At 72.8% G+C, this 21,905-nt stretch carries 17 protein-coding genes and 1 rRNA gene; 12 read left to right on the top strand and 6 right to left on the bottom strand.

Features of this window, described 5'->3' with window-relative positions:
- Window positions 1-218 precede the first annotated feature (218 nt).
- The gene (locus tag ACIQ9G_RS17845; protein ID WP_403610131.1) at window positions 219-1,205 is read right to left on the bottom strand and encodes an A/G-specific adenine glycosylase; all 987 of its coding nucleotides are present in this window, start codon (window positions 1,203-1,205) and stop codon (window positions 219-221) included.
- A 185-nt stretch (window positions 1,206-1,390) separates the two neighbouring features.
- Between ACIQ9G_RS17845 and ACIQ9G_RS17840 the strand changes: the two genes are divergently transcribed.
- The gene (locus ACIQ9G_RS17840; protein WP_403610128.1) at window positions 1,391-2,224 is read left to right on the top strand and encodes a hypothetical protein; all 834 of its coding nucleotides are present in this window, start codon (window positions 1,391-1,393) and stop codon (window positions 2,222-2,224) included.
- 116 nt (window positions 2,225-2,340) lie between these two features.
- On the opposite strand, the gene disA is transcribed toward ACIQ9G_RS17840, so the two are convergent.
- Both disA and radA read right to left on the bottom strand, forming a co-directional pair.
- Window positions 2,341-3,465 (bottom strand): DNA integrity scanning diadenylate cyclase DisA, encoded by a 1,125-nt coding sequence (gene disA, locus ACIQ9G_RS17835; protein WP_403610126.1) that lies wholly within the window; start codon window positions 3,463-3,465, stop codon window positions 2,341-2,343.
- A gap of 80 nt (window positions 3,466-3,545) precedes the next feature.
- The gene (gene radA, locus ACIQ9G_RS17830) at window positions 3,546-4,955 is read right to left on the bottom strand and encodes a DNA repair protein RadA (protein ID WP_403610124.1); all 1,410 of its coding nucleotides are present in this window, start codon (window positions 4,953-4,955) and stop codon (window positions 3,546-3,548) included.
- Between the two features lie 256 nt (window positions 4,956-5,211).
- Between radA and ACIQ9G_RS17825 the strand changes: the two genes are divergently transcribed.
- On the top strand, window positions 5,212-6,921 hold the full coding sequence (locus ACIQ9G_RS17825; RefSeq protein ID WP_403610122.1) for a hypothetical protein: 1,710 nt from the start codon (window positions 5,212-5,214) through the stop codon (window positions 6,919-6,921).
- Window positions 6,922-7,015: 94 nt separating this feature from the next.
- Here ACIQ9G_RS17825 and ACIQ9G_RS17820 read toward each other — a convergent pair whose 3' ends face one another.
- Window positions 7,016-7,828 carry a hypothetical protein gene (locus ACIQ9G_RS17820; protein ID WP_403610120.1) on the bottom strand — a complete coding sequence of 271 codons (813 nt, stop codon included), beginning with the start codon at window positions 7,826-7,828 and terminating at the stop codon, window positions 7,016-7,018.
- A 212-nt stretch (window positions 7,829-8,040) separates the two neighbouring features.
- Between ACIQ9G_RS17820 and ACIQ9G_RS17815 the strand changes: the two genes are divergently transcribed.
- The 4 genes from ACIQ9G_RS17815 (at window position 8,041) to ilvD (ending at window position 12,951) form a co-directional block, all read left to right on the top strand.
- Window positions 8,041-8,973, top strand: a complete 933-nt coding sequence (locus ACIQ9G_RS17815) for a Ppx/GppA family phosphatase (protein WP_403610118.1) — start codon at window positions 8,041-8,043, stop codon at window positions 8,971-8,973.
- 504 nt (window positions 8,974-9,477) lie between these two features.
- Window positions 9,478-10,302, top strand: coding sequence for a sugar phosphate isomerase/epimerase family protein (locus ACIQ9G_RS17810; protein WP_403610116.1), 825 nt, complete (start codon window positions 9,478-9,480; stop codon window positions 10,300-10,302).
- Window positions 10,299-10,904: a TetR family transcriptional regulator gene (locus ACIQ9G_RS17805; protein WP_403610114.1), complete on the top strand. Its 606-nt coding sequence runs from the start codon at window positions 10,299-10,301 to the stop codon at window positions 10,902-10,904. The genes ACIQ9G_RS17810 and ACIQ9G_RS17805 overlap by 4 nt, the downstream gene beginning before the upstream one ends.
- Window positions 10,905-11,097: 193 nt before the next feature.
- A complete protein-coding gene (gene ilvD / locus ACIQ9G_RS17800; RefSeq protein ID WP_403610112.1) occupies window positions 11,098-12,951 on the top strand; it encodes a dihydroxy-acid dehydratase in 1,854 nt (617 codons plus the stop codon).
- A gap of 135 nt (window positions 12,952-13,086) precedes the next feature.
- Here the strand turns inward: ilvD and ACIQ9G_RS17795 are convergent, their stop codons facing one another.
- A complete protein-coding gene (locus ACIQ9G_RS17795) occupies window positions 13,087-15,357 on the bottom strand; it encodes a serine/threonine-protein kinase (protein WP_403610110.1) in 2,271 nt (756 codons plus the stop codon).
- A 192-nt stretch (window positions 15,358-15,549) separates the two neighbouring features.
- On the opposite strand from ACIQ9G_RS17795, the gene ACIQ9G_RS17790 reads away from it, so the two are divergent.
- The 5 genes from ACIQ9G_RS17790 to proC all read left to right on the top strand — a co-directional run bounded on the left by ACIQ9G_RS17790 (window position 15,550) and on the right by proC (window position 19,628).
- Entirely contained in the window at window positions 15,550-15,879 is a 330-nt protein-coding gene (locus ACIQ9G_RS17790; protein ID WP_403610107.1) for an SH3 domain-containing protein, read from the top strand.
- Between the two features lie 43 nt (window positions 15,880-15,922).
- Window positions 15,923-16,435 (top strand): EamA/RhaT family transporter, encoded by a 513-nt coding sequence (locus ACIQ9G_RS17785; RefSeq protein ID WP_403610104.1) that lies wholly within the window; start codon window positions 15,923-15,925, stop codon window positions 16,433-16,435.
- 628 nt (window positions 16,436-17,063) lie between these two features.
- Window positions 17,064-17,864, top strand: coding sequence for an ABC transporter ATP-binding protein (locus tag ACIQ9G_RS17780; protein ID WP_403610101.1), 801 nt, complete (start codon window positions 17,064-17,066; stop codon window positions 17,862-17,864).
- Complete coding sequence (locus ACIQ9G_RS17775; protein WP_403610098.1) at window positions 17,861-18,634, top strand: ABC transporter permease; 774 nt, start codon at window positions 17,861-17,863, stop codon at window positions 18,632-18,634. Before ACIQ9G_RS17780 ends, ACIQ9G_RS17775 begins: the two co-directional genes overlap by 4 nt.
- A 184-nt stretch (window positions 18,635-18,818) precedes the next feature.
- A complete protein-coding gene (proC, locus tag ACIQ9G_RS17770) occupies window positions 18,819-19,628 on the top strand; it encodes a pyrroline-5-carboxylate reductase (RefSeq protein WP_403610095.1) in 810 nt (269 codons plus the stop codon).
- Between the two features lie 135 nt (window positions 19,629-19,763).
- Here the strand turns inward: proC and trpS are convergent, their stop codons facing one another.
- Window positions 19,764-20,759, bottom strand: coding sequence for a tryptophan--tRNA ligase (trpS, locus tag ACIQ9G_RS17765; RefSeq protein ID WP_403610092.1), 996 nt, complete (start codon window positions 20,757-20,759; stop codon window positions 19,764-19,766).
- Window positions 20,760-21,610: 851 nt separating this feature from the next.
- On the opposite strand from trpS, the gene ACIQ9G_RS17760 reads away from it, so the two are divergent.
- A 16S ribosomal RNA gene (locus ACIQ9G_RS17760) occupies window positions 21,611-21,905 on the top strand; the annotation flags it as partial.

The following is a 21,905-nucleotide window of genomic DNA, read 5'->3' as shown; positions in this document are numbered from 1 at the left end:
GAAGGTACGGAGGGGTTGTCACGGCGTTGTCCGAGGCAGCCTGCGGCCAGCCCTCGGCTGTACGTCGGTTGTGTAACGGACGCCGTAACTGGGTAAGAAGGAAAGGGGATTGGGGATGGTTTGGTGTGTTATGTCCACTTCCGGGGCGCCGCGGGCGTGTCACACGCCCGCCGGTGGCGCCTCCTGAAGCGGTGATCCGCCTGTGTGTTGACCGGCGGTCAGGTGAGAGGCAGCCGGTAGAGGCCGCCCGGCAGCGGTTCCACCAGACCGTCCGCGACGAGACCGTCGAGGGCCCGGGCGCGCTGCACGGGCTCGTGCCATACCCGGTCCAGGGACGTCTGCGGCACGGGCGCGTGGGCGTCCCGCAGCACCGCGAGCAGCTTGCCGCGGACCTGCCGGTCCGTGCCCGCGTACGTCTGCCCCCGGCGCGGCGGTCCGTCGTGCGCGGGCTTGCCCGAGAGCCGCCAGGCGCACTGCGCGGCGATCGGGCAGTGGTGGCAGGACTCGTTCTTCGCCGTGCACACCAGCGCGCCGAGTTCCATGGATGCGGCGGCCCAGCGGGCGGCGGTCCTCTCGTCCTCGGGCAGCAGGGTCCGGGCGAGGCGGCGCTCGGCCGCGGTGGTCGCGTTCGGCGGGTACTGCACGCCGGTGACCGCGCGGGCGAAGACCCGGCGCACATTGGTGTCCAGCACCGGGTGCCGCTGGCCGTAGGCGAAGGAGGCGACCGCGGCGGCCGTGTACTCGCCGATGCCGGGCAGGGCGAGCAGCTGGGCGTGGTCGTCGGGCACGTCGCCGCCGTGCCGTTCCGTTATGGCGAGGGCGGCACCGTGCAGGCGCAGGGCGCGGCGCGGGTAGCCGAGCCGGCCCCAGGCGCGGACGGCCTCGCCCGGCGCCTCCTTGGCGAGGTCGGCGGGGCGGGGCCAGCGGGCCAGCCACTGCTCGTACACGGGCAGCACCCGGCTCACCGGGGTCTGCTGGAGCATGAACTCGCTGACCATCACCCCCCAGGCGCCGGCGTCGGAGCGTCGCCAGGGCAGGTCACGGGCGTGGTCGTCGAACCAGGCGATGACCTCGGTGTGCAGGATCTCGCCCAGGGGGGAGCCGGAGGCGTCGGTGTCGGTCGGGGTGCCGATCCGGGGCGGGGCGTCGGTGTCGGCGGCCGGGGCGGAGGAGTTGCTGTGCGGGGGCAGTGTGGGCGCAGTCATGACGGTTCCGATCCTGCCACGTGGTGGGGGAGGCCGCGTGTCGTGACGGAGCGTGTCCGTGTGATCGCGTTTCCCGCAAGGGGGTTCACCGGTGCGGACGTTGCCGAAATGATGATCCGGAAAAGATGCGGTCGGCGCGGCGGGTGACGCGGGGGAACGCGACGATCTCTCGTACAGTTTGCGCCGTGGGATCTCTGCGCAATCCGGTCGGGCCGCTCCCCTCCTCCATCTACTGGCGACGGAGGGTCGTACTGCTGTCCGTGCTCGCCCTGTTGGCGCTGGTGGCCGTCTGGATCGTCGCGTCCGGCGGCGGGGGAAGCAACGACAACGGCGGCGGATCCAACGGAAAGCATCCCGCGCCCTCGACCATCACGCCGGGACCCTCCGGTTCCGGTCCCGCGATCAGTCAACACCCGGGCGGACGCGACGAGTCGGGCGGGTCGGGCTCCGGCTCGGATGGTTCCGGCTCCGGTTCCGGCTCCGGGGCGGGCGGTACCGGTGACTCCGGCGGCGCGGGCGGGGGCGGCTCCGTCTCCGGCGGGTCGGCCGGGGGCTCGGACGACGGCGCCAAGGGCGGCGGCGGGGCGGGCGGCGTGCTGCCGGCCGGGTCCACGCTCGCCGACTGCACCACCGGAGCAGTCAAGTTGACCCTGCGCAGCGTCCACAACTCCTACGGACCCGGCGCGAAGCCCACGTTCGAACTGACCGCGAAGAACTCCTCCGGCAGCGACTGCAAGGTGGACCTGGGGCCGAAGTCCACGGTGGTCACCGTCTCGCGGTCCGACAGCAGCGACGACTACTGGTCCTCGGACCACTGCCCGCGCACCGCCGGAAGCGCGCTGTACCGGGTCCCGGCCGGGAGCGGCATCACGTACACCGTGCAGTGGGACCGCAAGCCGAGCGCTCCGCGGTGCGCGACGCCGCCGCCCGGTTCGGCCGGGGCGGGGACGTACCTCGTGGAGGCGAAGGTGCCCGGCTTCCCGAAGCTGCAGACGTCGTTCGTCCTGTCGGCGGACTAGGCGGGGGCCGGACCGGCCCGTGCGCGCCGGCGGGTGCCTGCGGGCACGTACCGCGCCTACACGTACCGCGCCTACACGTACCGCGCCTACACGTACCGCGCCTACACGTACCGCGCCTACACGTACCGCTCGAGGATCGACGACTCCGCCAGCCGCGACAGTCCCTCGCGCACGCTGCGGGCGCGTGCCTCGCCGACGCCGTCCACGGTCTGGAGGTCGTCGACGCTGGCGGCCAGCAGCTTCTGGAGGCCGCCGAAGTGCTCGACCAGGCGGTCGATGATGGCGCCGGGGAGGCGGGGGACCTTGGCCAGGAGACGGAAGCCGCGCGGGGAGACCGCCGAGTCGAGGGTCTCGGGAGAGCCGGTGTAGCCCAGGGCGCGGGCCACGGTGGGCATTTCGAGGAGCTCGGCGTGGCTGAGGGCGTCGAGTTCGGCCAGGGCCTCGTCGACGGTGCGGGAGCGCTTGGCGGTCGGCTCGGGCACGTAGTCCCGGACCACCAGTTCGCGCTCCGGCTCCACGCCCGCGATCAACTCGTCCAGCTGGAGGGCCAGAAGACGCCCGTCGGTGCCCAGCTCGACGACGTACTCGGCGATTTCGGTCGCGATGCGGCGCACCATCTCCAGGCGCTGCGCGACCGCGGAGACGTCCCGGACGGTCACCAGGTCCTCGATCTCCAGCGCCGACAGCGTGCCCGCGACCTCGTCCAGGCGGAGCTTGTAGCGCTCCAGCGTCGCCAGGGCCTGGTTGGCGCGGGAGAGGATCGCCGCGGAGTCCTCCAGGACCCGGCGCTGCCCGTCGACGTAGAGCGCGATCAGGCGCATGGACTGGGAGACCGAGACCACCGGGAAGCCGACCTGCTTGCTGACGCGGTCCGCCGTGCGGTGCCGGGTGCCGGTCTCCTCGGTCGGGATCGTCGGGTCCGGGACCAGCTGCACGCCCGCGCGCAGGATCTTCGACAGGTCCGACGAGATCACGATGCCGCCGTCCAGCTTGCACAGCTCCCGCAGGCGCGTCGCCGTGAACTCGACGTCCAGGACGAAGCCGCCGGTGCACATCGTCTCGACGGCCTTGTCGGAGCCGAGGACGATGAGCCCGCCGGTGTTGCCGCGGAGCACCCGCTCCAGGCCGTCCCGCAGGGCCGTACCAGGTGCCACGGCGCTCAGGGAGGCGCGCATCAGGCCATCGGCGCCGGAACTCCCACCGGACTTTCCGGGAGCTGCCGCCCGGTCGTTGGCTGCCACTGCTCTCCTCCGGTCGCAGGTTCTGGGGCGCTCCCGTTTCGCACCTCGGTTCGTACGGACGGGCAAGACCAGGGCAAAGTCTACCGGCGGTCCTCCTGCTCCCGTGGGGCCTCTCGGCGACGGGACCGGGGGAGGACCCGCAGCGCGTCCCCCATGTCGGCGACTTCCAGGACCTTCATACCGGGCGGGACCTTGCCCGGGTCGGTCGGTACCAGGGCGTGCGTGAAGCCCAGACGATGGGCCTCCGCCAGCCGGCGCTGGACGCCCGTGACCCGTCTCACCTCGCCCGCGAGCCCCACCTCGCCGATCGCCACGAGATTCTTCGGCAGCGGGGTGTCGCTCGCGGCCGACGCCAGCGCGAGGGCGACGGCCAGGTCGGCGGCCGGCTCGGACAGCTTCACGCCGCCGACCGTCGCGGAGTAGATGTCCCGCTTGCCGAGCGCGCTGATCCGGCCCCGCTGCTCCAGGACGGCCAGCATCATCGACACCCGGGACGTCTCCAGCCCCGACGTCGTACGGCGCGGGGAGGGGATCTGCGAGTCGACGGTGAGCGCCTGCACCTCCGCGACCAGGGGACGGCGGCCCTCCAGGGTGACGGTCAGGCACGTGCCGGGCACCGGCTCGGCGCGGCGGGTCAGGAACAGGCCGCTCGGATCGGCCAGGCCCGTGATGCCCTCGTCGTGCAGCTCGAAGCAGCCGACCTCGTCGGTCGCGCCGTAGCGGTTCTTGACGCCGCGGACCAGGCGCAGGCGCGCATGGCGGTCGCCCTCGAAGTGCAGGACGACGTCGACCAGGTGTTCCAGCAGGCGGGGGCCGGCGATCGCGCCGTCCTTGGTGACATGGCCCACGAGGAGGGTGGACATGCCCCGCTCCTTGGAGGCGCGGATGAGGGCGCCTGCCACCTCGCGGACCTGGGCCATCCCGCCGGGCGCGCCGTCGATCTCCGGGGAGGCCACCGTCTGCACCGAGTCGAGGATCAGCAGCGACGGCTTCACCTCGTCCAAGTGGCCGAGCACGGCGGCCAGATCGGTCTCGGCGGCGAGATAGAGGTGGTCGTCGAGGGCGTGGATGCGGTCGGCGCGCAGGCGGACCTGGCTCGCGGACTCCTCACCCGTGACGTACAGCGTGGGGTGCTCGGCGCTCGCCGCCCTGGCCGCCACGTCCAGCAGCAGCGTGGACTTGCCGACGCCGGGCTCGCCCGCGAGCAGGACGACGGCGCCGGGGACGAGTCCGCCGCCGAGCACGCGGTCGAGTTCGGGTACGCCGGTGGAGCGGGCGGTGGCCTGGCGGCCGTCGACCTGGCCGATGGGCAGGGCGGAGCTGGTGACCCGGCCCGGTGCCGTCGTGCGCACCGCGGGCGCGCCGTACTCCTCGACCGTCCCCCAGGCCTGGCACTCGGGGCAGCGGCCGAGCCACTTGGCCGTCTGCCAGCCGCACTCCGTGCAGCGGTAGGACGGCCGGTCCTTGGTGGTCTTCGTACGGGCAGCCATGGGGAAACCGTAGCCGCCGGCACTGACAGCGCGGGCTCCGGCCGGAGGGAGGACGGCAGGGCGTGGGTACGGGCGCAAGCCGTGGCCGAGGTGTCCGGGAGGGCGGGCGCGGGCCGCCGCCGGGGCGGCCAGGCCCCCGCGGTCCGCGGAGGGAAAGGTTCCTGTCCCCTTATGAGGGATCGTTTCACCCGTACGGATTAAAAGTACCGAAGGGAGAAGAAGGGGCATTCTTCCGCCGCCTACGGTCGCACGGGTGATGAGCAGCAGCCCGGAGACCACGATCCGAACGACCGGCGCACACCGGGCGCACCGGGAGGCGCGCGACCGCGCTGCGGCGCGCACGCTGGCACAGCGCCCTCCCGCGCGCTACGAGCCGTACCTGGACGGCCTGTTCACCTACTGCCTGTCCGTCCTGTGCGACCACGACGCGGCGACCACCGCCCTCGGTGACGCCCTCGCGCTCGCCGAGCGGCGCGGGCAGCGCGTGCCCCGGACGCGGGGCGAGCGCCGCGCGTGGCTGTACGCGCTGGCCCGCTGGGCGTGCCTCCGCGCGCTGGCCGAGGCCAAGCAGAAACGTCAGGGCACCCATGCCGCGGGCCGGAGCGGCCCCGGCGACGGCCGGCAGCGCGGCGCCGGGCCCGCGGCGCCGCCGCCCGCCACCGAGGAGGTGCGGGAGAATCGGCGGCGCGAACTCGCCCTGCTGGCCTGGCCGGAGGCCGCCGGCACCACCCCCGAGCAGCGCGAGGCGCTCGAACTGGCCGTGCGCCACCACCTCCCGCCCCACGAGGTCGCCGCGGTCCTCGGCATGTCCCCGCCCGCCGCCCGCGAACTGCTCGCCTCCGCCGCCTGCGAGGTGGAGCGCACCCGCGCGGCGCTCGCCGTCGTCGAGACCGGCGCCTGCCCGAGCGTGGCCCGTCTCACCGAGGACAACCAGCTCGTCCTCGGCACCGCCCTGCGGCGCGAGCTCGTCCGGCACGTCGACGACTGCCCGCGCTGCCGCCGCACCGCCGAGCGCGCGGTCCCCGGCCGGTGGCCCGGCGCCACCGTCACCCCGGCCGAGCTGCCGGTGCTGGAGGCGCCCCGGGCGGCCCTGCACGTCGCCATGGCGCACCACCCGCGCGCGCGGGGCACCGTGCCCCGCTTCGACCGGCGCGGGTTTCCCATGGACCCCAAGGACCGCGCGGCCCGCAGGGACCGCCTCCGCGCGCGTGCCGTCACCACGACCGTGGTCGCCACCGTCGTCGCCGCCCCCGTGCTGGCCCTGTGGGCCGCCTACCGCGGCACCCCGACCGGGGAGGGCCAGGGCAGCCCCTCCGCCACCGCGCACGACGCCCAGGAACCGGGCGCCGTCGACGGCGGGAGCGCGGGCGGCTACGAGAACACCGGCAACGCGCGCACCCGGCCCGACTCCGACACCTCCGCGGGCCAGCGGCCCGACGTCTCCGTGGAGGTGCTCAGCGGCCGCGACGGCGGGCACCGGGGCGAGAGCCTGACCGTGACCGCCGCGAGCAGCGGCGACACCACGCGCGTCACTCTGACCGCGTCCGGGCCGGACCCGGTCCACTGGTCCGCGTCCACGGGCGCGTCCTGGCTCTACCTGAGCCGGTCGTCCGGCACGCTCCGGCCGGGGGAGACGGCGACGATCAGGGTGTACGTCGACCCGCTGCGCGAGCCGTCCGGCCACTGGAGGGCGCGGGTGGCGATCGCGCCCGCCGGATCCGTCGTCTCCATCGAGGGCTACGGCACCGCGCCGAGCCCCTCCGTCCCCGGCCCGGCCCGTCCCGGCGACCCCACGCCGACGGCCGACCCGCACCCGACGGCGTCCGGCTCGCCGTCGCCGTCGCCCTCCACTCCGAGCGCCCCGCCGTCCGCCGACCCCACGCCGGCCCCGACCGACCCGTCAACCAACGACTCCGGGTCCTCCGCCCCGTCCCCCGGCGGCAGCGGCACCTCCGGCCCGTCCTAGGGACCGTTCGGTGCGCGACGGGGGACCGCGACGCCGGGGGCCGGTCCGGCCCCGCGCGGAGACCTGCCTCCGGCCCCCGGGCGGAGGCAGGCCCTCAGACCGCCGTGTCCGCCGAACCGGCCGGGGGCGCGGGGTCCGCCGGATGCGGTGCGAGCAGGGGGAGCTGCGCGGCCAGGCGCCGCTCGCACAGCTCGACCAGACGGTCGTAACCCGCCTTGCCCATCAGCTCCGTCAGCTCGGCCCGGTAGGAGACGTACACCGGATCGCCCGCGCCGTGCGCCGACGTCGCCGAGGTGCACCACCAGTGCAGGTCGTGGCCGCCCGGCCCCCAGCCCCGGCGGTCGTACTCGCCGATCGACACCTGGAGCACGCGGGTGTCGTCGGGACGGTCGATCCAGTCGAAGGTCCGCCGGACCGGCAGCTGCCAGCACACGTCCGGCTTGGTCTCCAGCGGCTCGCGGCCCTCCCGGAGCGCCAGGATGTGCAGCGAGCAGCCCATGCCGGCGGCGAAGCCCGGCCGGTTCTGGAAGATGCAGGAGCCCTGGTAGGGCCGGGTCTGCCGGGACCCCTCGTCGTCCTCCGCCACCCAGCCGTTCTTCGTGCCCTCGGCGTGGTTCTGCCAGATCTCCGGGGTCAGCCGCGCCACGTGCTCGGCGACCCGCTTCTCGTCGTCCTCGTCGGAGAAGTGCGCGCCCAGCGTGCAGCACCCGTCGTCCGCGCGGCCCGCCTGGATGCCCTGGCAGCCGCTTCCGAAGATGCAGGTCCAGCGAGAGGTCAGCCATGTCAGATCGCAGCGGAAGACCTGCTCGTCGTCCGCGGGATCCGGAAACTCCACCCACGCGCGCGCGAAGTCGAGTCCCTTCTCGTCGGGCTCCGGACGCTTCTTCGCCCGCTTCGACGGCGTCACCGGCGACGAACCCTCCGCCGAACCGGCTGCTACGACCGGCTCGTCAGTCCTTGCCTTCTTTTTCGGCTTTGTCGTGTCTGCCGCGTTTCCGGTCTTCGCCTTTTTCGTCTTTGGCACGCGTCCAGGGTAAGTCGCCCGAGGCCGTGGACGGCAACGTCCCGCGCGGGGTTCCGGGGGCGGAGGACGAGCCCGGTGGCAGTAGCGTTCCGTACATGAGACTCGGTGTCCTCGACGTGGGATCGAACACGGTGCACCTGCTGGTGGTCGACGCGCACCCCGGCGCGTGCCCGCTGCCGGCGCACTCGCACAAGGCGGAACTGCGGCTCGCGCAACTCCTCGACGGAGACGGCTCGATCGGCCCCGAGGGCGTCGACAAGCTGGTCGCAGTCGTCCAGGAGGCGCTCCAGGCCGCCGAGGACAAGGGTGTCGAGGACCTGCTGCCGTTCGCCACCTCCGCCGTGCGGGAGGCCCGCAACGCCGACGACGTCCTCGCGCGCGTGCGGGCCGAGACCGGCGTCGAGCTCCAGGTGCTCACCGGGGAGGAGGAGGCCCGTCTCACCTTCCTCGCCGCCCGCCGCTGGTTCGGCTGGTCGGCCGGGAAGCTGCTGGTCCTCGACATCGGCGGCGGCTCGCTGGAGATCGCCTACGGCATGGACGAGGAGCCCGACGCGGCCGTGTCGCTGCCCCTCGGCGCCGGCCGGCTCACCGCCGCCCGGCTGCCCGGCGACCCGCCCGAGCCGGAGGCGGTCCGGTCGCTGCGCCGCCATGTGCGGGCGGAGATCGCGCGCACGGTCGGTGAGTTCAGCCGCCTGGGCGCCCCCGACCACGTGGTGGCCACGTCCAAGACGTTCAAGCAGCTCGCGCGCCTGGCCGGCGCCGCCCGCTCGGCCGACGGCCCGCTCGTCCAGCGGGAACTCAAGCGGGAGTCCCTGGAGGACTGGGTGCCGCGCCTCGCTGGAATGACGGTCGCGGAACGGGCCGAGCTGCCCGGCGTCTCCGACGGCCGCGCGGGCCAGCTGCTGGCGGGGGCCCTGGTCGCCGAGGCCGCGATGGACCTCTTCGGCGTCGAGACGCTGGAGATATGCCCGTGGGCGCTGCGGGAGGGCGTGATCCTCAGAAGACTGGACCACATGCCGACGGGGTGAGGTGGGGGCCGACTCGGGTGGCATCTGGTCACTGGGCGGCCCAGGGGGGCGTCTGGCACCGGACGGCCCTGCGCCGTGCCTCGCCCCGGGGGCGGCACTGGCCCGCGCTACGACCGCGACGGCTGCTTCGGCTCACCGCCCGGGTTGCGACCGCGGCCCGGCCCGGCCCGGGCCACGACCGCGACCGGCCTGGCCCGGGCCACGACGGCTGCTTCGGCTCACCGCCCGGGTTACGACGGCGGCCCGGCCCGGGCTCCGGCTCCGGCCGCCGCCTCCCGCTCGCCCGCGCACCCGGCCGTCCCGACCGCGCTCTGGGCCTGCCCCGGCCCAGCCCCCACCCCTCGACGTGAAACCCGCCACACCCCCCTTCCGGCCCCCCTCCGGCCCGGGCGCCGTCCACCGGCGTATGCCCTCATGACGGGCGTGGCCGGATGCCGTACCCCCGCCGGGAGAGGAACGCAACCGACGCCCCGGCGCGGAGTTCGGCCCCGTACCCTGTCCCTCGTGGCAGAACCAGTGGTGCGCATCCCGGATGCGAAGGTCGCCCTGTCGACGGCCTCGGTCTATCCGGAGTCGACGGCGACGGCCTTCGAGATCGCCGCGCGCCTCGGGTACGACGGCGTCGAGGTCATGGTGTGGACCGACCCCGTGAGCCAGGACATCGAGGCCCTGCGCCGGCTCAGCGACTACCACCGGATACCGATCCTCGCCGTTCACGCCCCCTGCCTGCTGATCACCCAGCGGGTGTGGTCCACCGACCCCTGGGTCAAGCTCCAGCGCGCCAGGGCGGCGGCGGAGAAGCTCGGCGCGAGCACCGTCGTGGTGCATCCGCCGTTCCGCTGGCAGCGCCAGTACGCCCGCGACTTCGTCGACGGAATCTGGCGGATGGCTAACGAGACCGATGTGCGCTTCGCCGTCGAGAACATGTACCCCTGGCGCTACCGCGACCGCGAGATGCTCGCCTACGCCCCCGACTGGGACGTCACGAAGGAGGACTACCGCCACTTCACGGTCGATCTCAGCCACGCCGCGACGGCCCGCGTGGACGGCCTCCGGATGGTCGAGCGCATGGGCGACCGCCTCGGCCACGTCCACCTCGCCGACGGGGCGGGCTCGAACAAGGACGAGCACCTCGTGCCCGGCCGTGGCACCCAGCCCTGCGCCGAGGTGCTGGAACGTCTCGCCCGCTCCGGTTTCGACGGCCACGTCGTCATCGAGGTCAACACCCGCCGCGCCATGTCCAGTGCCGAGCGCGAGGCCGACCTGGCCGAGGCCCTCGCCTTCACTCGACTGCACCTGGCGTCGGCGGTGAAGGTGCACCGGCCATGAGCGGCGCGCCCGCACGCCGCCGGGGGCGTCCGCCGCGCACGGAGTCCGCCGACACCCGCGACCGCATCCTGGCCGCCGCCCGCGAGGAGTTCTCCGAGCGCGGCTACGAGAAGACCTCCGTACGCGGGATCGCCAAGGCGGCCGGCGTCGACTCGGCCCTGGTCCACCACTACTTCGGCACCAAGGAACAGGTCTTCGCCGCCGCCATCGAGGTCGCCTTCGCGCCCGCCCTGAACGCCCCCGACGCGCTGGCCGACGGCCCCCTGGACGGAGTCGGCGAGCGGCTGGCCCGCTTCATCTTCGGCGTCTGGGAGAACCCGACCACCCGCACACCCTTGCTGGCGATCGTCCGCTCGGCGGTGAACAACGAGACCGCGGCCGCCGTCTTCCGCCGCCTGATCGCCTCCCAGCTGCTGCGCCGCATCGCCGCGCAGCTCGACCTGCCGGACGCCGAACTGCGCGCCGAGCTGGCCGCCGCCCAGCTGGTGGGATGCGCGATGCTGCGGTACGTGATCAAGGTGGAGCCCCTGGCCTCGGCGGACCTGGAGCAGATCATCGCCCGGGTGGCACCGGTGGTGCAGGGACACCTCACGGGCGCGTGAGCCCGCGGGTGAGGCGGCGGCCGTCACCCCCCGCGGGTGTGTACGACCCTCGAACGCAAGCGCGCGGAACCCCTGAGACATGCGTCCCGCATCTCGGACACCGCGTCCCGACCCCTGGATGACCGGCGTAGGCTCGACTGCGTCAGATCTCCGCCGGTTTCGCCGGCGGAACTCTCCGAAGGAGCGAGCGACGATGCCCGAGCTGAGGTCCCGCACAGTCACCCACGGCCGCAACATGGCGGGCGCCCGCGCCCTCATGCGCGCCTCCGGTGTACCCGGCGCGGACATCGGACGGAAGCCCATCGTCGCGGTCGCCAACTCCTTCACCGAGTTCGTGCCCGGCCACACCCACCTCCAGCCGGTCGGCCGGATCGTCAGCGACGCGGTCCGCGCGGCGGGCGGCATCCCGCGCGAGTTCAACACCATCGCGGTCGACGACGGCATCGCCATGGGCCACGGCGGCATGCTCTACAGCCTGCCCTCCCGCGACCTGATCGCGGACAGCGTCGAGTACATGGTCGAGGCCCACTGCGCCGACGCCCTGATCTGCATCTCGAACTGCGACAAGATCACCCCGGGCATGCTGATGGCGGCCCTGCGCCTGAACATCCCGACGGTCTTCGTCTCCGGCGGCCCGATGGAGTCCGGCCGCGCCACCCTGGTCGACGGCACGGTCCGCACCCTCGACCTGGTCGACGCGATCTCCGACGCGGTGAACGACAAGATCTCCGACGAGGACATCCTCCGTATCGAGGAGAACGCCTGTCCGACCTGCGGCTCCTGTTCCGGCATGTTCACCGCCAACTCGATGAACTGCCTGACGGAGGCCATCGGCCTGGCCCTGCCCGGCAACGGCTCGGTCCTCGCCACCCACACCGCCCGCAAGGCGCTCTACGAGGACGCGGCCCGCACGGTCCTCGACCTCACCCGCCGCTACTACGAGCAGGACGACGAGACGGTCCTGCCCCGCTCCATCGCGAGCTTCGCGGCCTTCGAGAACGCGATGGCGCTCGACATCGCCATGGGCGGCTCGACCAACACGATCCTGCACCTGCTGGCCGCCGCCCAGGAGGCGGGCGTCCCGTTCGGCCTCACCGAGATCGACGCGGTCTCGCGCCGTGTGCCGTGCCTGGCGAAGGTGGCCCCGAACGTCGCCAAGAACCGCACGTACTACATGGAGGACGTGCACCGCGCCGGCGGCATCCCCGCCCTGCTCGGCGAGCTGCATCGCGCGGGCCTGCTCAACGAGGACGTGCACGCGGTTCACAGCCCCTCCCTCGCGGACTGGCTCAAGACCTGGGACGTGCGCGGCGGCTCCCCGTCCGCCGAGGCGGTCGAGCTGTGGCACGCCGCCCCGGGCTGCGTGCGCTCGGCGGAGGCCTTCTCCCAGTCCGAGCGCTGGGACTCCCTGGACGACGACGCCGAGAACGGCTGCATCCGCTCCGCCGAGCACGCCTACTCCAGGGACGGCGGCCTGGCGGTCCTGCGGGGCAACCTGGCGGTCGACGGCTGCGTGGTGAAGACCGCGGGCGTCGACGAGTCGATCTGGACCTTCGAGGGCCCGGCGGTCGTCTGCGAGTCGCAGGAGGAGGCCGTCCAGAAGATCCTCACCCAGCAGATCAAGGAGGGCGACGTCGTCGTCATCCGCTACGAGGGCCCCAAGGGCGGCCCCGGAATGCAGGAGATGCTCTACCCGACCTCGTACCTGAAGGGCCGCGGCCTGGGCAAGAGCTGCGCCCTGATCACCGACGGCCGCTTCTCCGGCGGCACGTCCGGCCTGTCCATCGGCCATGCCTCCCCCGAGGCGGCGTCCGGCGGCACGATCGCGCTCGTCGAGGACGGCGACCGCATCCGTATCGACATCCCGGGCCGCACCATCGAGCTTCTGGTCGACGACGCCGAGCTGGCCCGCCGCGCGCAGGCGCTGAACGGGGTGTACGCACCGAGGGACCGCGACCGCAAGGTCTCCGCGGCGCTGCGGGCGTACGCGGCGATGGCGACCAGCGCGGACAAGGGTGCGGTGCGGGACGTCTCCAAGTTGGGCTGACCCCCGGCGGCCGGGACGACTGCCGGAACGACTGCCGGAACGACTGCACGAAGGGGCCGCCTCCTCGGAGACGGCCCCTTCCCGCACCTTCATGCGTGCTCGAACGTCACCCGCCCGACCAGCACCTCCGCTACGTCACCAGTCCGAAGGCGCGCGCCCGTCCACGGCGAAGACGGTCCCGTCGGGGGCGGCCGCGTAGACGTGCTTCCCGGCCACCACCGGTTCGGGCAGCGCGGCGGCGATACGGTCCGCGTGCGCGCCGAGCCGGGGCGCGGTCTGCCCGGCCATCCGCCCGGTGCGGGCGTCGACCGCCAGCAGCCGGCCGTCGCCGCCGGTGAAGTAGACATGGCGGGCGTCGGCGACCGGCGCCGAACCACGGCTGACGGACGTCTCCAGCCGCCACCGCACCTTCCGCGCCGCCAGATCGACCGCCTCCAGCGAGCCACCGGCGCCCAGCAGATGCACGATCCCGCCCCGCACGCTCGCCTGCGCGCCGTCCACCGGCACGGACAGCGGGACTCGGACCGACGCCTTCGACGCCGGGGTGTAGCGGACGACGGCCTCGGCCTGACCGACGTAGGCGCCCCGCTGGGCGAGCAGCACGAGTGAGCCGTCATCGCTGCCGACGGGCGTCAGCGTCCCCCGCAGCCGGGCGTCCCAGCGCACCGCCCCCGTCCGCGCGTTCACCGCCACGACGCGCGTGGCCGACCCGTCGCTCGAGGTGCTCGTCGCGTACGCGAGCGGGTCCCCGGCGAACGAGGAGAAGGACGAGAAGGCGGAGAAGGACGGCAGGGCCGGCGCCGGCAGCCGCTCGCTCCACCTGATGCGGCCGGTCGCGCCGTCCACGCCCCGCACCACCCCGTCGGTACCGGTGAGCAGCACCATGCCGCCGACGTTCCGCACCCCGCTGTACGCGGGAACGTTCCGCTGCCAGCGCGCCCTGCCCGAGGCGGGGTCCAGCGCCTCCAGCAGCCGGCCGTGGTCCGTCATCGGCTGCACCAGACCGCCCGACACGACGGGCGGCCGGCCGACGGCCATCGCTGCGACGGAGTGCCGCCAGCGCAGGGTTCCGTCCGCCGGATCGACGGCGTAGACGAGACCGGGCCGCGCACAGAGCAACGTTTCCGCCCCGTACGCACACTGGGCCGCCCCATCCGCCCCGGGCACCGGCCGCACCGCCCACCCGGAGAACGCGGCCGCGGCGGTCCGGGGCCGGGCGTCGCGCTCCGGGGGCTTCCCGCCGAGCAGGTGCACCGAGGCGAGCACTCCGGCCACGGCCAGGGCGAGCCCGCCGGCGGCCAGCGCCAGCGCCCCGCGCCGCCGCCCGGTTCGGGCCGGGGAGCGCTCGGCGCGGGCCCCGGACCGGCCGACGGGGGACTCCGGCCGCCCGGCGTCGGGCCCGGACCGGCCCGTGCGCGATTCCGGTGGCTCGGCGTGGGCCCCGGACCAGCCGACGCGCGACTCCGGCCGCTCCGCGCCGCCCTCGGGCCACGCGGGCGACCGGTTCTCCTCGGCCGCATCCGGGAACGACGGGTCCGCCGTGCGCTGCTCCGGTATGAACGCCTGTGTGTCGTACGAGGCCGCCACCGACCGCAGTTCCCGCATCAGCTCGTCCGGAGTGGGCCGGTCCTCGGGCTCCTTGGCGAGACAGCGCAGCACGAGCGGCGCCAGGTTCTCCGGCACGCCGGTCAGGTCCGGTTCGTCGTGCACGACCTGGTAGGCGACGACGTACGGGCTGTCGGAATCGAACGGGCCGCGCCCGGTCGCCGCGTGCACCAGCACCGACCCGAGCGCGAAGATGTCGGCCGCCGGTCCCACCTCCCGCGGCCGCCGGAACTGCTCGGGTGCCATGAACGGTGGAGTGCCGATCAACTTGCCCGTCTCGGTGCGCAGTTCGCTGTCCGTCGGGCGAGAGATGCCGAAGTCGATGACCTTCGGGCCGTCCTCGGCGAGCAGCACGTTGCTCGGCTTGAGATCCCGGTGGACCACGCCGACCCGGTGGATGTCGCGCAGCGCCTCCGCGAGTCCGGCCATCAGCCGGCGCAACTGGGCCGGAGCCATCGGCCCGTTCCGCTTCACGTGCTCCGACAGTGTGGGCCCGGGGATGAACAGGGTGGCCATCCAGGGCCGTTCGGCCTCCGGATCGGCGTCGACGACCGGCGCGGTGAAGGCGCCGCTGACCCGCCGGGCCGCCGCCACCTCCTGCCGGAAACGCCCCCGGAACTCGGGGTCCACCGCGTACGCGGCATGGACGACCTTCACCGCGAGCTTCAGACCCGAGGTGCTGCGGGCCAGGTGCACCACACCCATGCCGCCGGAGCCCAGCCGCTCCTCCAGGCGGTAGTGACCGGCGTACTCGGGAAGTTCCGCTTCCGCGCTCGCTCCGTTGTTGCGCTGTGGCGTCATGGACCACCCCCGGTGCTGTTCGTCCGCGCGCGCGACGCACGGAGCCTAGTCGATGACTCGAACAGGACAGAGGCGGCTTGCCAGCCTCCGCGTGCGAGTCGCGCCCACGTGCGCACAGGTGTTTCGTGGCGCGCTCCGGGGGAATCAACGGGGCCCCATGGCAGTCATGGGGTGCAACGGGGGAGGTACGTCATGTCGGTCGAGCGTGTCCAGAGGTCCGTCGTCACGGGGGCGGAGAAGGCGACGGAGGAGTCCGTCGCGGTCACGGCGCTCGTGCGGTACTACTCGATCGCGCCGGGCGTCCAGCTGAACGTCCGCAGCGGTCCGGGCACCGGTTACAGCATCGTGCGCGTCCTGCCCGAGGGGTCTTCCGTGCCGATCTACTGCCAGACGCCGGGCACCACGGTCACGGGCCCGTACGGCACCAGCAACATCTGGGACAACATCGGCAGCGGCGAGTACGTCTCGGACGCCTACGTCCACACGGGCAGCGACGGCTACGTCGCCCAGCGCTGCGGCTGATCCCGGACGGAGCCCGCGGCGACGCCGGAGCCATAATCGACGCGTGAGCGACGAGAACGGCACCCCGGACACGCCCGCGGGCTCCACGGCCCCCGCGGGCCCGCGACCCGAGCCCCTCCGCTTCTTCGGCACGACCTGGGTGCACCACGACGACGGCTACCCGGCCCGCCGAGTGGCGGCCGCCGCCGGTTCGCTCGTCGCGGTCGCCGTCTCCTGCCTGGTGCTGCGCTTCGCCTACCAGGGTCTCCAGATCGCCGAGTCGGGCACCTTCGTCTCGCTGCTGGTCGTCGTGATGTTCGCGGTGTGCAGCGCGCTGGCCTTCCGGCACACCTGGGACGGCTTCGCCAAGCGCCCCGACCCCGAGCGCCAGGCCTCCCTGCGCGGCCTGCTCGCCATCGGCTTCGTCGGCTCCCTCCTCGCCTACTTCTTCCGCTCCCTCACCGAGGCCCCGGGCGAGAAACTGCACCGCCAGGAGTACGAGCGGGCCCGCGAGCAGTTCGCACGCCGAACCACCCGCCGCTCCGGCAACCCCTCCAGGAAACGCCACCGCCCCTGACCGGCGAAGCCCGCCGGGCGTCTGGCCAACCCGGCCCGCCTGGTCCGGCTGGTCCGCCTGGTCCGGCTGGTGCGCCTGGTCCGTCCGGCCCGTTCAGCCCGTCCGGTCGGCCGCGCGTCGCGGACCCGGCCCTCCTGGCCTGAGACACGCTGTCCGCCCCTGGCCGGCCGCACGATCACGGCCATACGACCACATCCCGGCCGCTTGCCACCGGCACCGGCACCGGCACCGGCGGCGCCTCAGCGCCGCCCGAGCGAGGCCTCTCTCTTTCGGATCCCGCCGGGTCCGCGGGGTCCGGCACGTACTCCCTCAAGCTCTTCGAGCAGGGGGCACCCCCAGCGGCGCTGTCGCCGGACGCCGACGCTTCGCGTCGCCCATCTCCTCCGAGGAACGCCGGGCCGCCTTCCTCGCCGAGGAACGCGACCCCCTGTTGTAGGTCCTCCCGGACGGCGTCGTCGGGGAGACCTGCGACGTACCGCTTCTCGTCGCCACCAAGCCGGGCCGGCCCTGACTGAGCCCGAGCCGCTCACCCCGCCGGGCCCCGGCCACCACCGTCTGCCCGCCCGGCCACCACTGTCTGCCCGTCCGGCCCTTGACGGCACCCCGCCGCGTGAGCATTATTCATCACATGATGAATAATCCCTCGGACCCACCGCCCCCGGCGGAGACGGACACCGTCCGCGCCGAAGGCCTCACCGCGGTCCGCGGCTCCCGCACCGTCCTGCGCGGCCTCGACTTCACCGTGCCCCGCGGTCAGATCACCGGACTCCTCGGCCCCTCCGGATGCGGCAAGTCGACCCTCATGCGGGCCATCGTCGGCACCCAGGCGAAGGTCACCGGCACCCTGGAGGTCCTCGGCAGCCCCGCCGGCCACCCGGCCCTCCGCACCCGCATCGGCTACGTCACCCAGGACCCGTCCGTCTACGACGACCTGACCGTCCGCCAGAACCTGGACTACTTCGCCGCGATCCTGCACCCGGGCCGGTCCGCCGCCGACCGCCGCCGCGAGGCCGTCGCCCGGGCGATCGCCGACGTCGACCTCACCGACCACGCCGGCGCCCTCGCCGGCAACCTCTCCGGCGGCCAGCGCAGCCGTGTCTCCCTCGCGGTCGCGCTGCTCGGCACCCCCGAACTCCTCGTCCTCGACGAACCGACGGTCGGCCTGGACCCGGTCCTGCGCCGCGACCTGTGGAACCTCTTCCACGACATCGCCGCGACCCGCGGCGCCACCCTCCTCATCTCCTCCCACGTCATGGACGAGGCCGAGCGCTGCCACCGGCTCCTCCTCATGCGCGAGGGCGAGATCCTCGCCGACGACACCCCGGACGCCCTGCGATCCCGTACCGGCACGGAAACCGTCGAGGCGGCCTTCCTGCACCTGGTCGACGAAGCGGCCGCGGCAGGCCGCGCCAAGGAGACAGCACGATGAGCACGCCGACCGCCCCCGCGCCCACCAGCGCCCTGAACCTCTCCCGAACCACCGCCACCGCGAGCCGGGTCCTGCGCCAGCTCCGCCACGATCCGCGCACCATCGCGCTGATGATCCTGGTCCCCTGCCTGATGCTGGTCCTGCTGCGCTACGTCTTCGACGGCAGCCCGCGCACCTTCGACAACGTCGGCGCCTCGCTCCTCGGGATCTTCCCGCTGATCACGATGTTCCTGGTGACCTCGATCGCCACCCTGCGCGAACGCACCTCGGGCACCCTGGAACGCCTGCTCGCCATGCCCGTCGGCAAGGGCGACTTCATCGCCGGCTACGCCCTCGCCTTCGGCATCCTGGCGATCATCCAGTCGGCCCTGGCCACGGGGCTCGCGCTCTGGTTCCTCGGCCTGGACGTCATCGGCTCGGCCTGGCTGGTCCTGCTGGTGGCTCTGCTCGACGCCCTGCTCGGCACGGCCCTCGGCCTGTTCGTCTCGGCCTTCGCCTCCTCCGAGTTCCAGGCGGTCCAGTTCATGCCCGCGGTGATCTTCCCGCAGCTCCTCCTCTGCGGCCTCTTCGCACCCCGCTCCTCCATGCACCCGGTCCTGGAGGGCATCTCCGACGTCCTGCCCATGTCCTACGCGGTCGACGGCATGAACGAGGTCCTGCGCCATGCGGACATGACGGCGACGTTCGTCCGGGACGTGCTGATCGTCGCGGGCGCCGCGCTGCTGGTCCTGGGACTGGGCGCGGCGACCCTGAAGCGGCGCACACCCTAGGACGGACGAGACGGCGGACCACGGGGGGACGGGGACCGAACCGCTCCACGACCACGGTCCGTGCGTTCCATGATCACGGGCAAGACGTTCCACGACCGCGGGACGGACGCCCCACCGGACGTCCGGCGTCCCGCCAGCCGGACAACCCGACCGAGGCCGCCACCCCCGGTGCGAGGATGAATCCATGAGCCAGAAAGTCGCAGTCCTCGGCACCGGCAAGATCGGCGAAGCCCTGCTCAGCGGAATGATCCGGGCCGGCTGGGCCCCCGCCGACCTCCTGGTGACCGCGCGCCGCCCCGAACGGGCCGAAGAACTCCGGGCCCGCCACGGAGTCACCCCGGTCACCAACGTGGAGGCGGCGAAGACCGCCGACACCCTGATCCTCACGGTCAAGCCGCAGGACATGGGCACCCTCCTCGACGAGCTCGCCCCGCACATTCCCGCCGACCGCCTGGTCATCAGCGGCGCCGCGGGCATTCCCACCGGCTTCTTCGAGGAGCGCCTGGCCGCGGGCACCCCGGTCGTCCGGGTCATGACGAACACGCCCGCCCTCGTCGACGAGGCCATGTCCGTCATCTCCGCCGGCAGCCACGCCACCGCCGAGCACCTCGCCCACGCCGAGGAGATCTTCGGCGCGGTCGGCAAGACCCTCCGCGTCCCCGAGTCCCAGCAGGACGCCTGCACCGCCCTCTCCGGCTCGGGCCCGGCGTACTTCTTCTACCTCGTCGAGGCCATGACCGACGCCGGCATCCTCCTCGGCCTGCCCCGCGACAAGGCCCACGACCTCATCGTGCAGTCCGCGATCGGCGCCGCCGTGATGCTCCGCGACAGCGGGGAGCACCCCGTGAAACTCCGCGAGAACGTCACCTCCCCCGCGGGCACCACGATCAACGCCATCCGCGAACTGGAGAACCACGGAGTGCGCGCCGCGCTCATCGCCGCCCTGGAGGCGGCCCGCGACCGCAGCCGTGAACTCGCCTCCGGCAACAACTGACACCGCCCCCGGACGGCGCCGGGCACCCCCGAGCGGGGTGCCCGCCACCACCGGCCGGACAAGGACCGTCAGCAAGAGCGTCGCCCAGCCCTTCCGGCCCTCCCGGCCGTGACAGGCCTTCCGGCCGTCGAACGGTCAGGCCGGCAGCAGCCCCATCGCCCGGTACGCGGCGTCCACCGTCGGTCTGGCCATGTCCCGCGCCTTCGCCGCTCCGGCCCGCAGCACCCCGTCCACGTACGAGGGATCGGCGCACAACTCCCGGTGCCTGGCCCGCACCGGCGCGAACAACTCGACCACGGCGTCGGCGGTGTCCTTCTTCAAAGCGCCGTACGACGCGTACTCCCCGCTCAGTGCCTCCGGGTCGCCGCCCCCACACGCGGCCAGGATCTCCAGCAGGTTCGCCACCCCGGGCCGATCCTCCCGGTCGTAGACGACGTCCTGCCCGCTGTCGGTGACCGCCCGCATGACCTTCTTACGGACCACCTCCGGCTCGTCCAGCAGATAGACGATCCCGGGCCCGGAGTCGTCGGACTTGCCCATCTTCGACGTCGGGTCCTGCAGGTTCATCACCCGCGCAGCAACCTTCGGAGGCGTCGCCCGCGGCACCGTGAACGTGTGCCGGTAGCGCTGGTTGAACCGGACCGCCAGATCCCGGGACAGCTCCACGTGCTGCGTCTGGTCGTCCCCGACCGGCACCTCGTCCGTCCCGTACGCCAGGATGTCCGCCGCCATCAGCACGGGATACGTCAGCAGCGACAGACGCACGCCGCCGCCACGCTCCCGCTCGCGCGCGGACTTCTCCTTGTACTGGATCATCCGCCGCATCTCGCCGTCGGTGGCCACGCACTCCAGCAGATAGGACAGCCGCGCGTGCTCGTCGACGTGGCTCTGTACGAACACGGTGCACAGCTCCGGATCGAGCCCCGCCGCCAGCAGCAGGGTCGCCGCCTGCCGGGACAGCCGGCGCACCCGCGCCGGATCGTGGTCCACGGTCAGCGCGTGCAGGTCGACGACACAGAACAGGGCGTCCGCCTGATGCTGGTCCACCTCGGCCCACCGCCGCATGGCCCCCAGGTAGTTCCCCAGCGTCAGATGCCCGGTCGGCTTGACCCCGCTGAAGACCCGCGCCATCTCTTTACCTCCTGGTCGAGGCCGCCGCGCCCGGCCGGCCGACCCTCAGGAGGGAGATACGAGAACGGCCGCCGAGGCGGCGGCCGTTGAGTGCATACGTGAGTCCGGCCGCCGTCAGGCGGCCCACCACTGCTGGTTGCACGTACGCGTAGTCACATCGACCAGCGTACGCCTCCGGGATGCCGTCCGCCCGGAAGTTGACACGCCCCGACCCCATCCGTAAGGTTCTTCGAGTTGTCCGACGTGAGAGCCGACTCCGGTCGGTCCCCGGACAGCCACTCCGCAGGAACCATCCTCTACTCGACGACAGTCGTGCACTTGTGCCTGTCAGTCGTCGTTTCGCTGGCGTGTGTATTTGCGGAATAGGGAATCCGCGTTCGAAAGAACGCAGCCCCCGATTCGCTCGGGAGCAGGGAATCCGCTAAAGTCTCACTCGTCGGAACGGCCCAACGGCCGGGAAGACAAGCCCCGCTGACTGGGGATCAGGTCGAGAAAAGATCTGATAGAGTCGGAACCGCCGGAAAGGGAAACGCGGAAGCGGGAACCTGGAAAGCACCGAGGAAATCGGGTCGGAAAGATCTGATAGAGTCGGAAACGCAAGACCGAAGGGAAGCGCCCGGAGGAAAGCCCGAGAGGGTGAGTACAAAGGAAGCGTCCGTTCCTTGAGAACTCAACAGCGTGCCAAAAATCAACGCCAGATATGTTGATACCCCGTCTCCGGTCATCATGACTGGGACGAGGTTCCTTTGAAATAAACACAGCGAGGACGCTGTGAACCACTGGACTATTCCTCCGGTGGTTCCGCTCTCGTGGTGTCGACCGGCTGTATTAATTTACTGGCCGAGTAAACATTCACGGAGAGTTTGATCCTGGCTCAGGACGAACGCTGGCGGCGTGCTTAACACATGCAAGTCGAACGATGAACCACTTCGGTGGGGATTAGTGGCGAACGGGTGAGTAACACGTGGGCAATCTGCCCTTCACTCTGGGACAAGCCCTGGAAACGGGGTCTAATACCGGATATCACTCCCGCAGGCATCTGCGGGGGTCGAAAGCTCCGGCGGTGAAGGATGAGCCCGCGGCCTATCAGCTTGTTGGTGAGGTAATGGCTCACCAAGGCGACGACGGGTAGCCGGCCTGAGAGGG

It is taken from the genome of Streptomyces sp. NPDC096152, assembly GCF_044763235.1.
In the GTDB taxonomy this organism is placed as follows: Bacteria; Actinomycetota; Actinomycetes; order Streptomycetales; family Streptomycetaceae; genus Streptomyces.
This window is presented reverse-complemented; position numbering and strand designations above follow the sequence as displayed.

Excerpts from the sequence above, each read along its gene's own strand:
- proC (WP_403610095.1), top strand. The coding sequence starts at position 18,819 with ATGAGCCAGAAAGTCGCAGTCCTCGGCACCGGCAAGATCGGCGAAGCC.
- ACIQ9G_RS17775 (WP_403610098.1), top strand. The coding sequence starts at position 17,861 with ATGAGCACGCCGACCGCCCCCGCGCCCACCAGCGCCCTGAACCTCTCC.
- ACIQ9G_RS17805 (WP_403610114.1), top strand. The coding sequence starts at position 10,299 with ATGAGCGGCGCGCCCGCACGCCGCCGGGGGCGTCCGCCGCGCACGGAG.
- trpS (WP_403610092.1), bottom strand. The coding sequence starts at position 20,759 with ATGGCGCGGGTCTTCAGCGGGGTCAAGCCGACCGGGCATCTGACGCTG.
- ACIQ9G_RS17780 (WP_403610101.1), top strand. The coding sequence starts at position 17,064 with ATGATGAATAATCCCTCGGACCCACCGCCCCCGGCGGAGACGGACACC.
- radA (WP_403610124.1), bottom strand. The coding sequence starts at position 4,955 with ATGGCTGCCCGTACGAAGACCACCAAGGACCGGCCGTCCTACCGCTGC.
- ACIQ9G_RS17815 (WP_403610118.1), top strand. The coding sequence starts at position 8,041 with ATGAGACTCGGTGTCCTCGACGTGGGATCGAACACGGTGCACCTGCTG.
- ACIQ9G_RS17845 (WP_403610131.1), bottom strand. The coding sequence starts at position 1,205 with ATGACTGCGCCCACACTGCCCCCGCACAGCAACTCCTCCGCCCCGGCC.
- ACIQ9G_RS17790 (WP_403610107.1), top strand. The coding sequence starts at position 15,550 with ATGTCGGTCGAGCGTGTCCAGAGGTCCGTCGTCACGGGGGCGGAGAAG.
- ACIQ9G_RS17825 (WP_403610122.1), top strand. The coding sequence starts at position 5,212 with ATGAGCAGCAGCCCGGAGACCACGATCCGAACGACCGGCGCACACCGG.
- ACIQ9G_RS17795 (WP_403610110.1), bottom strand. The coding sequence starts at position 15,357 with ATGACGCCACAGCGCAACAACGGAGCGAGCGCGGAAGCGGAACTTCCC.
- ilvD (WP_403610112.1), top strand. The coding sequence starts at position 11,098 with ATGCCCGAGCTGAGGTCCCGCACAGTCACCCACGGCCGCAACATGGCG.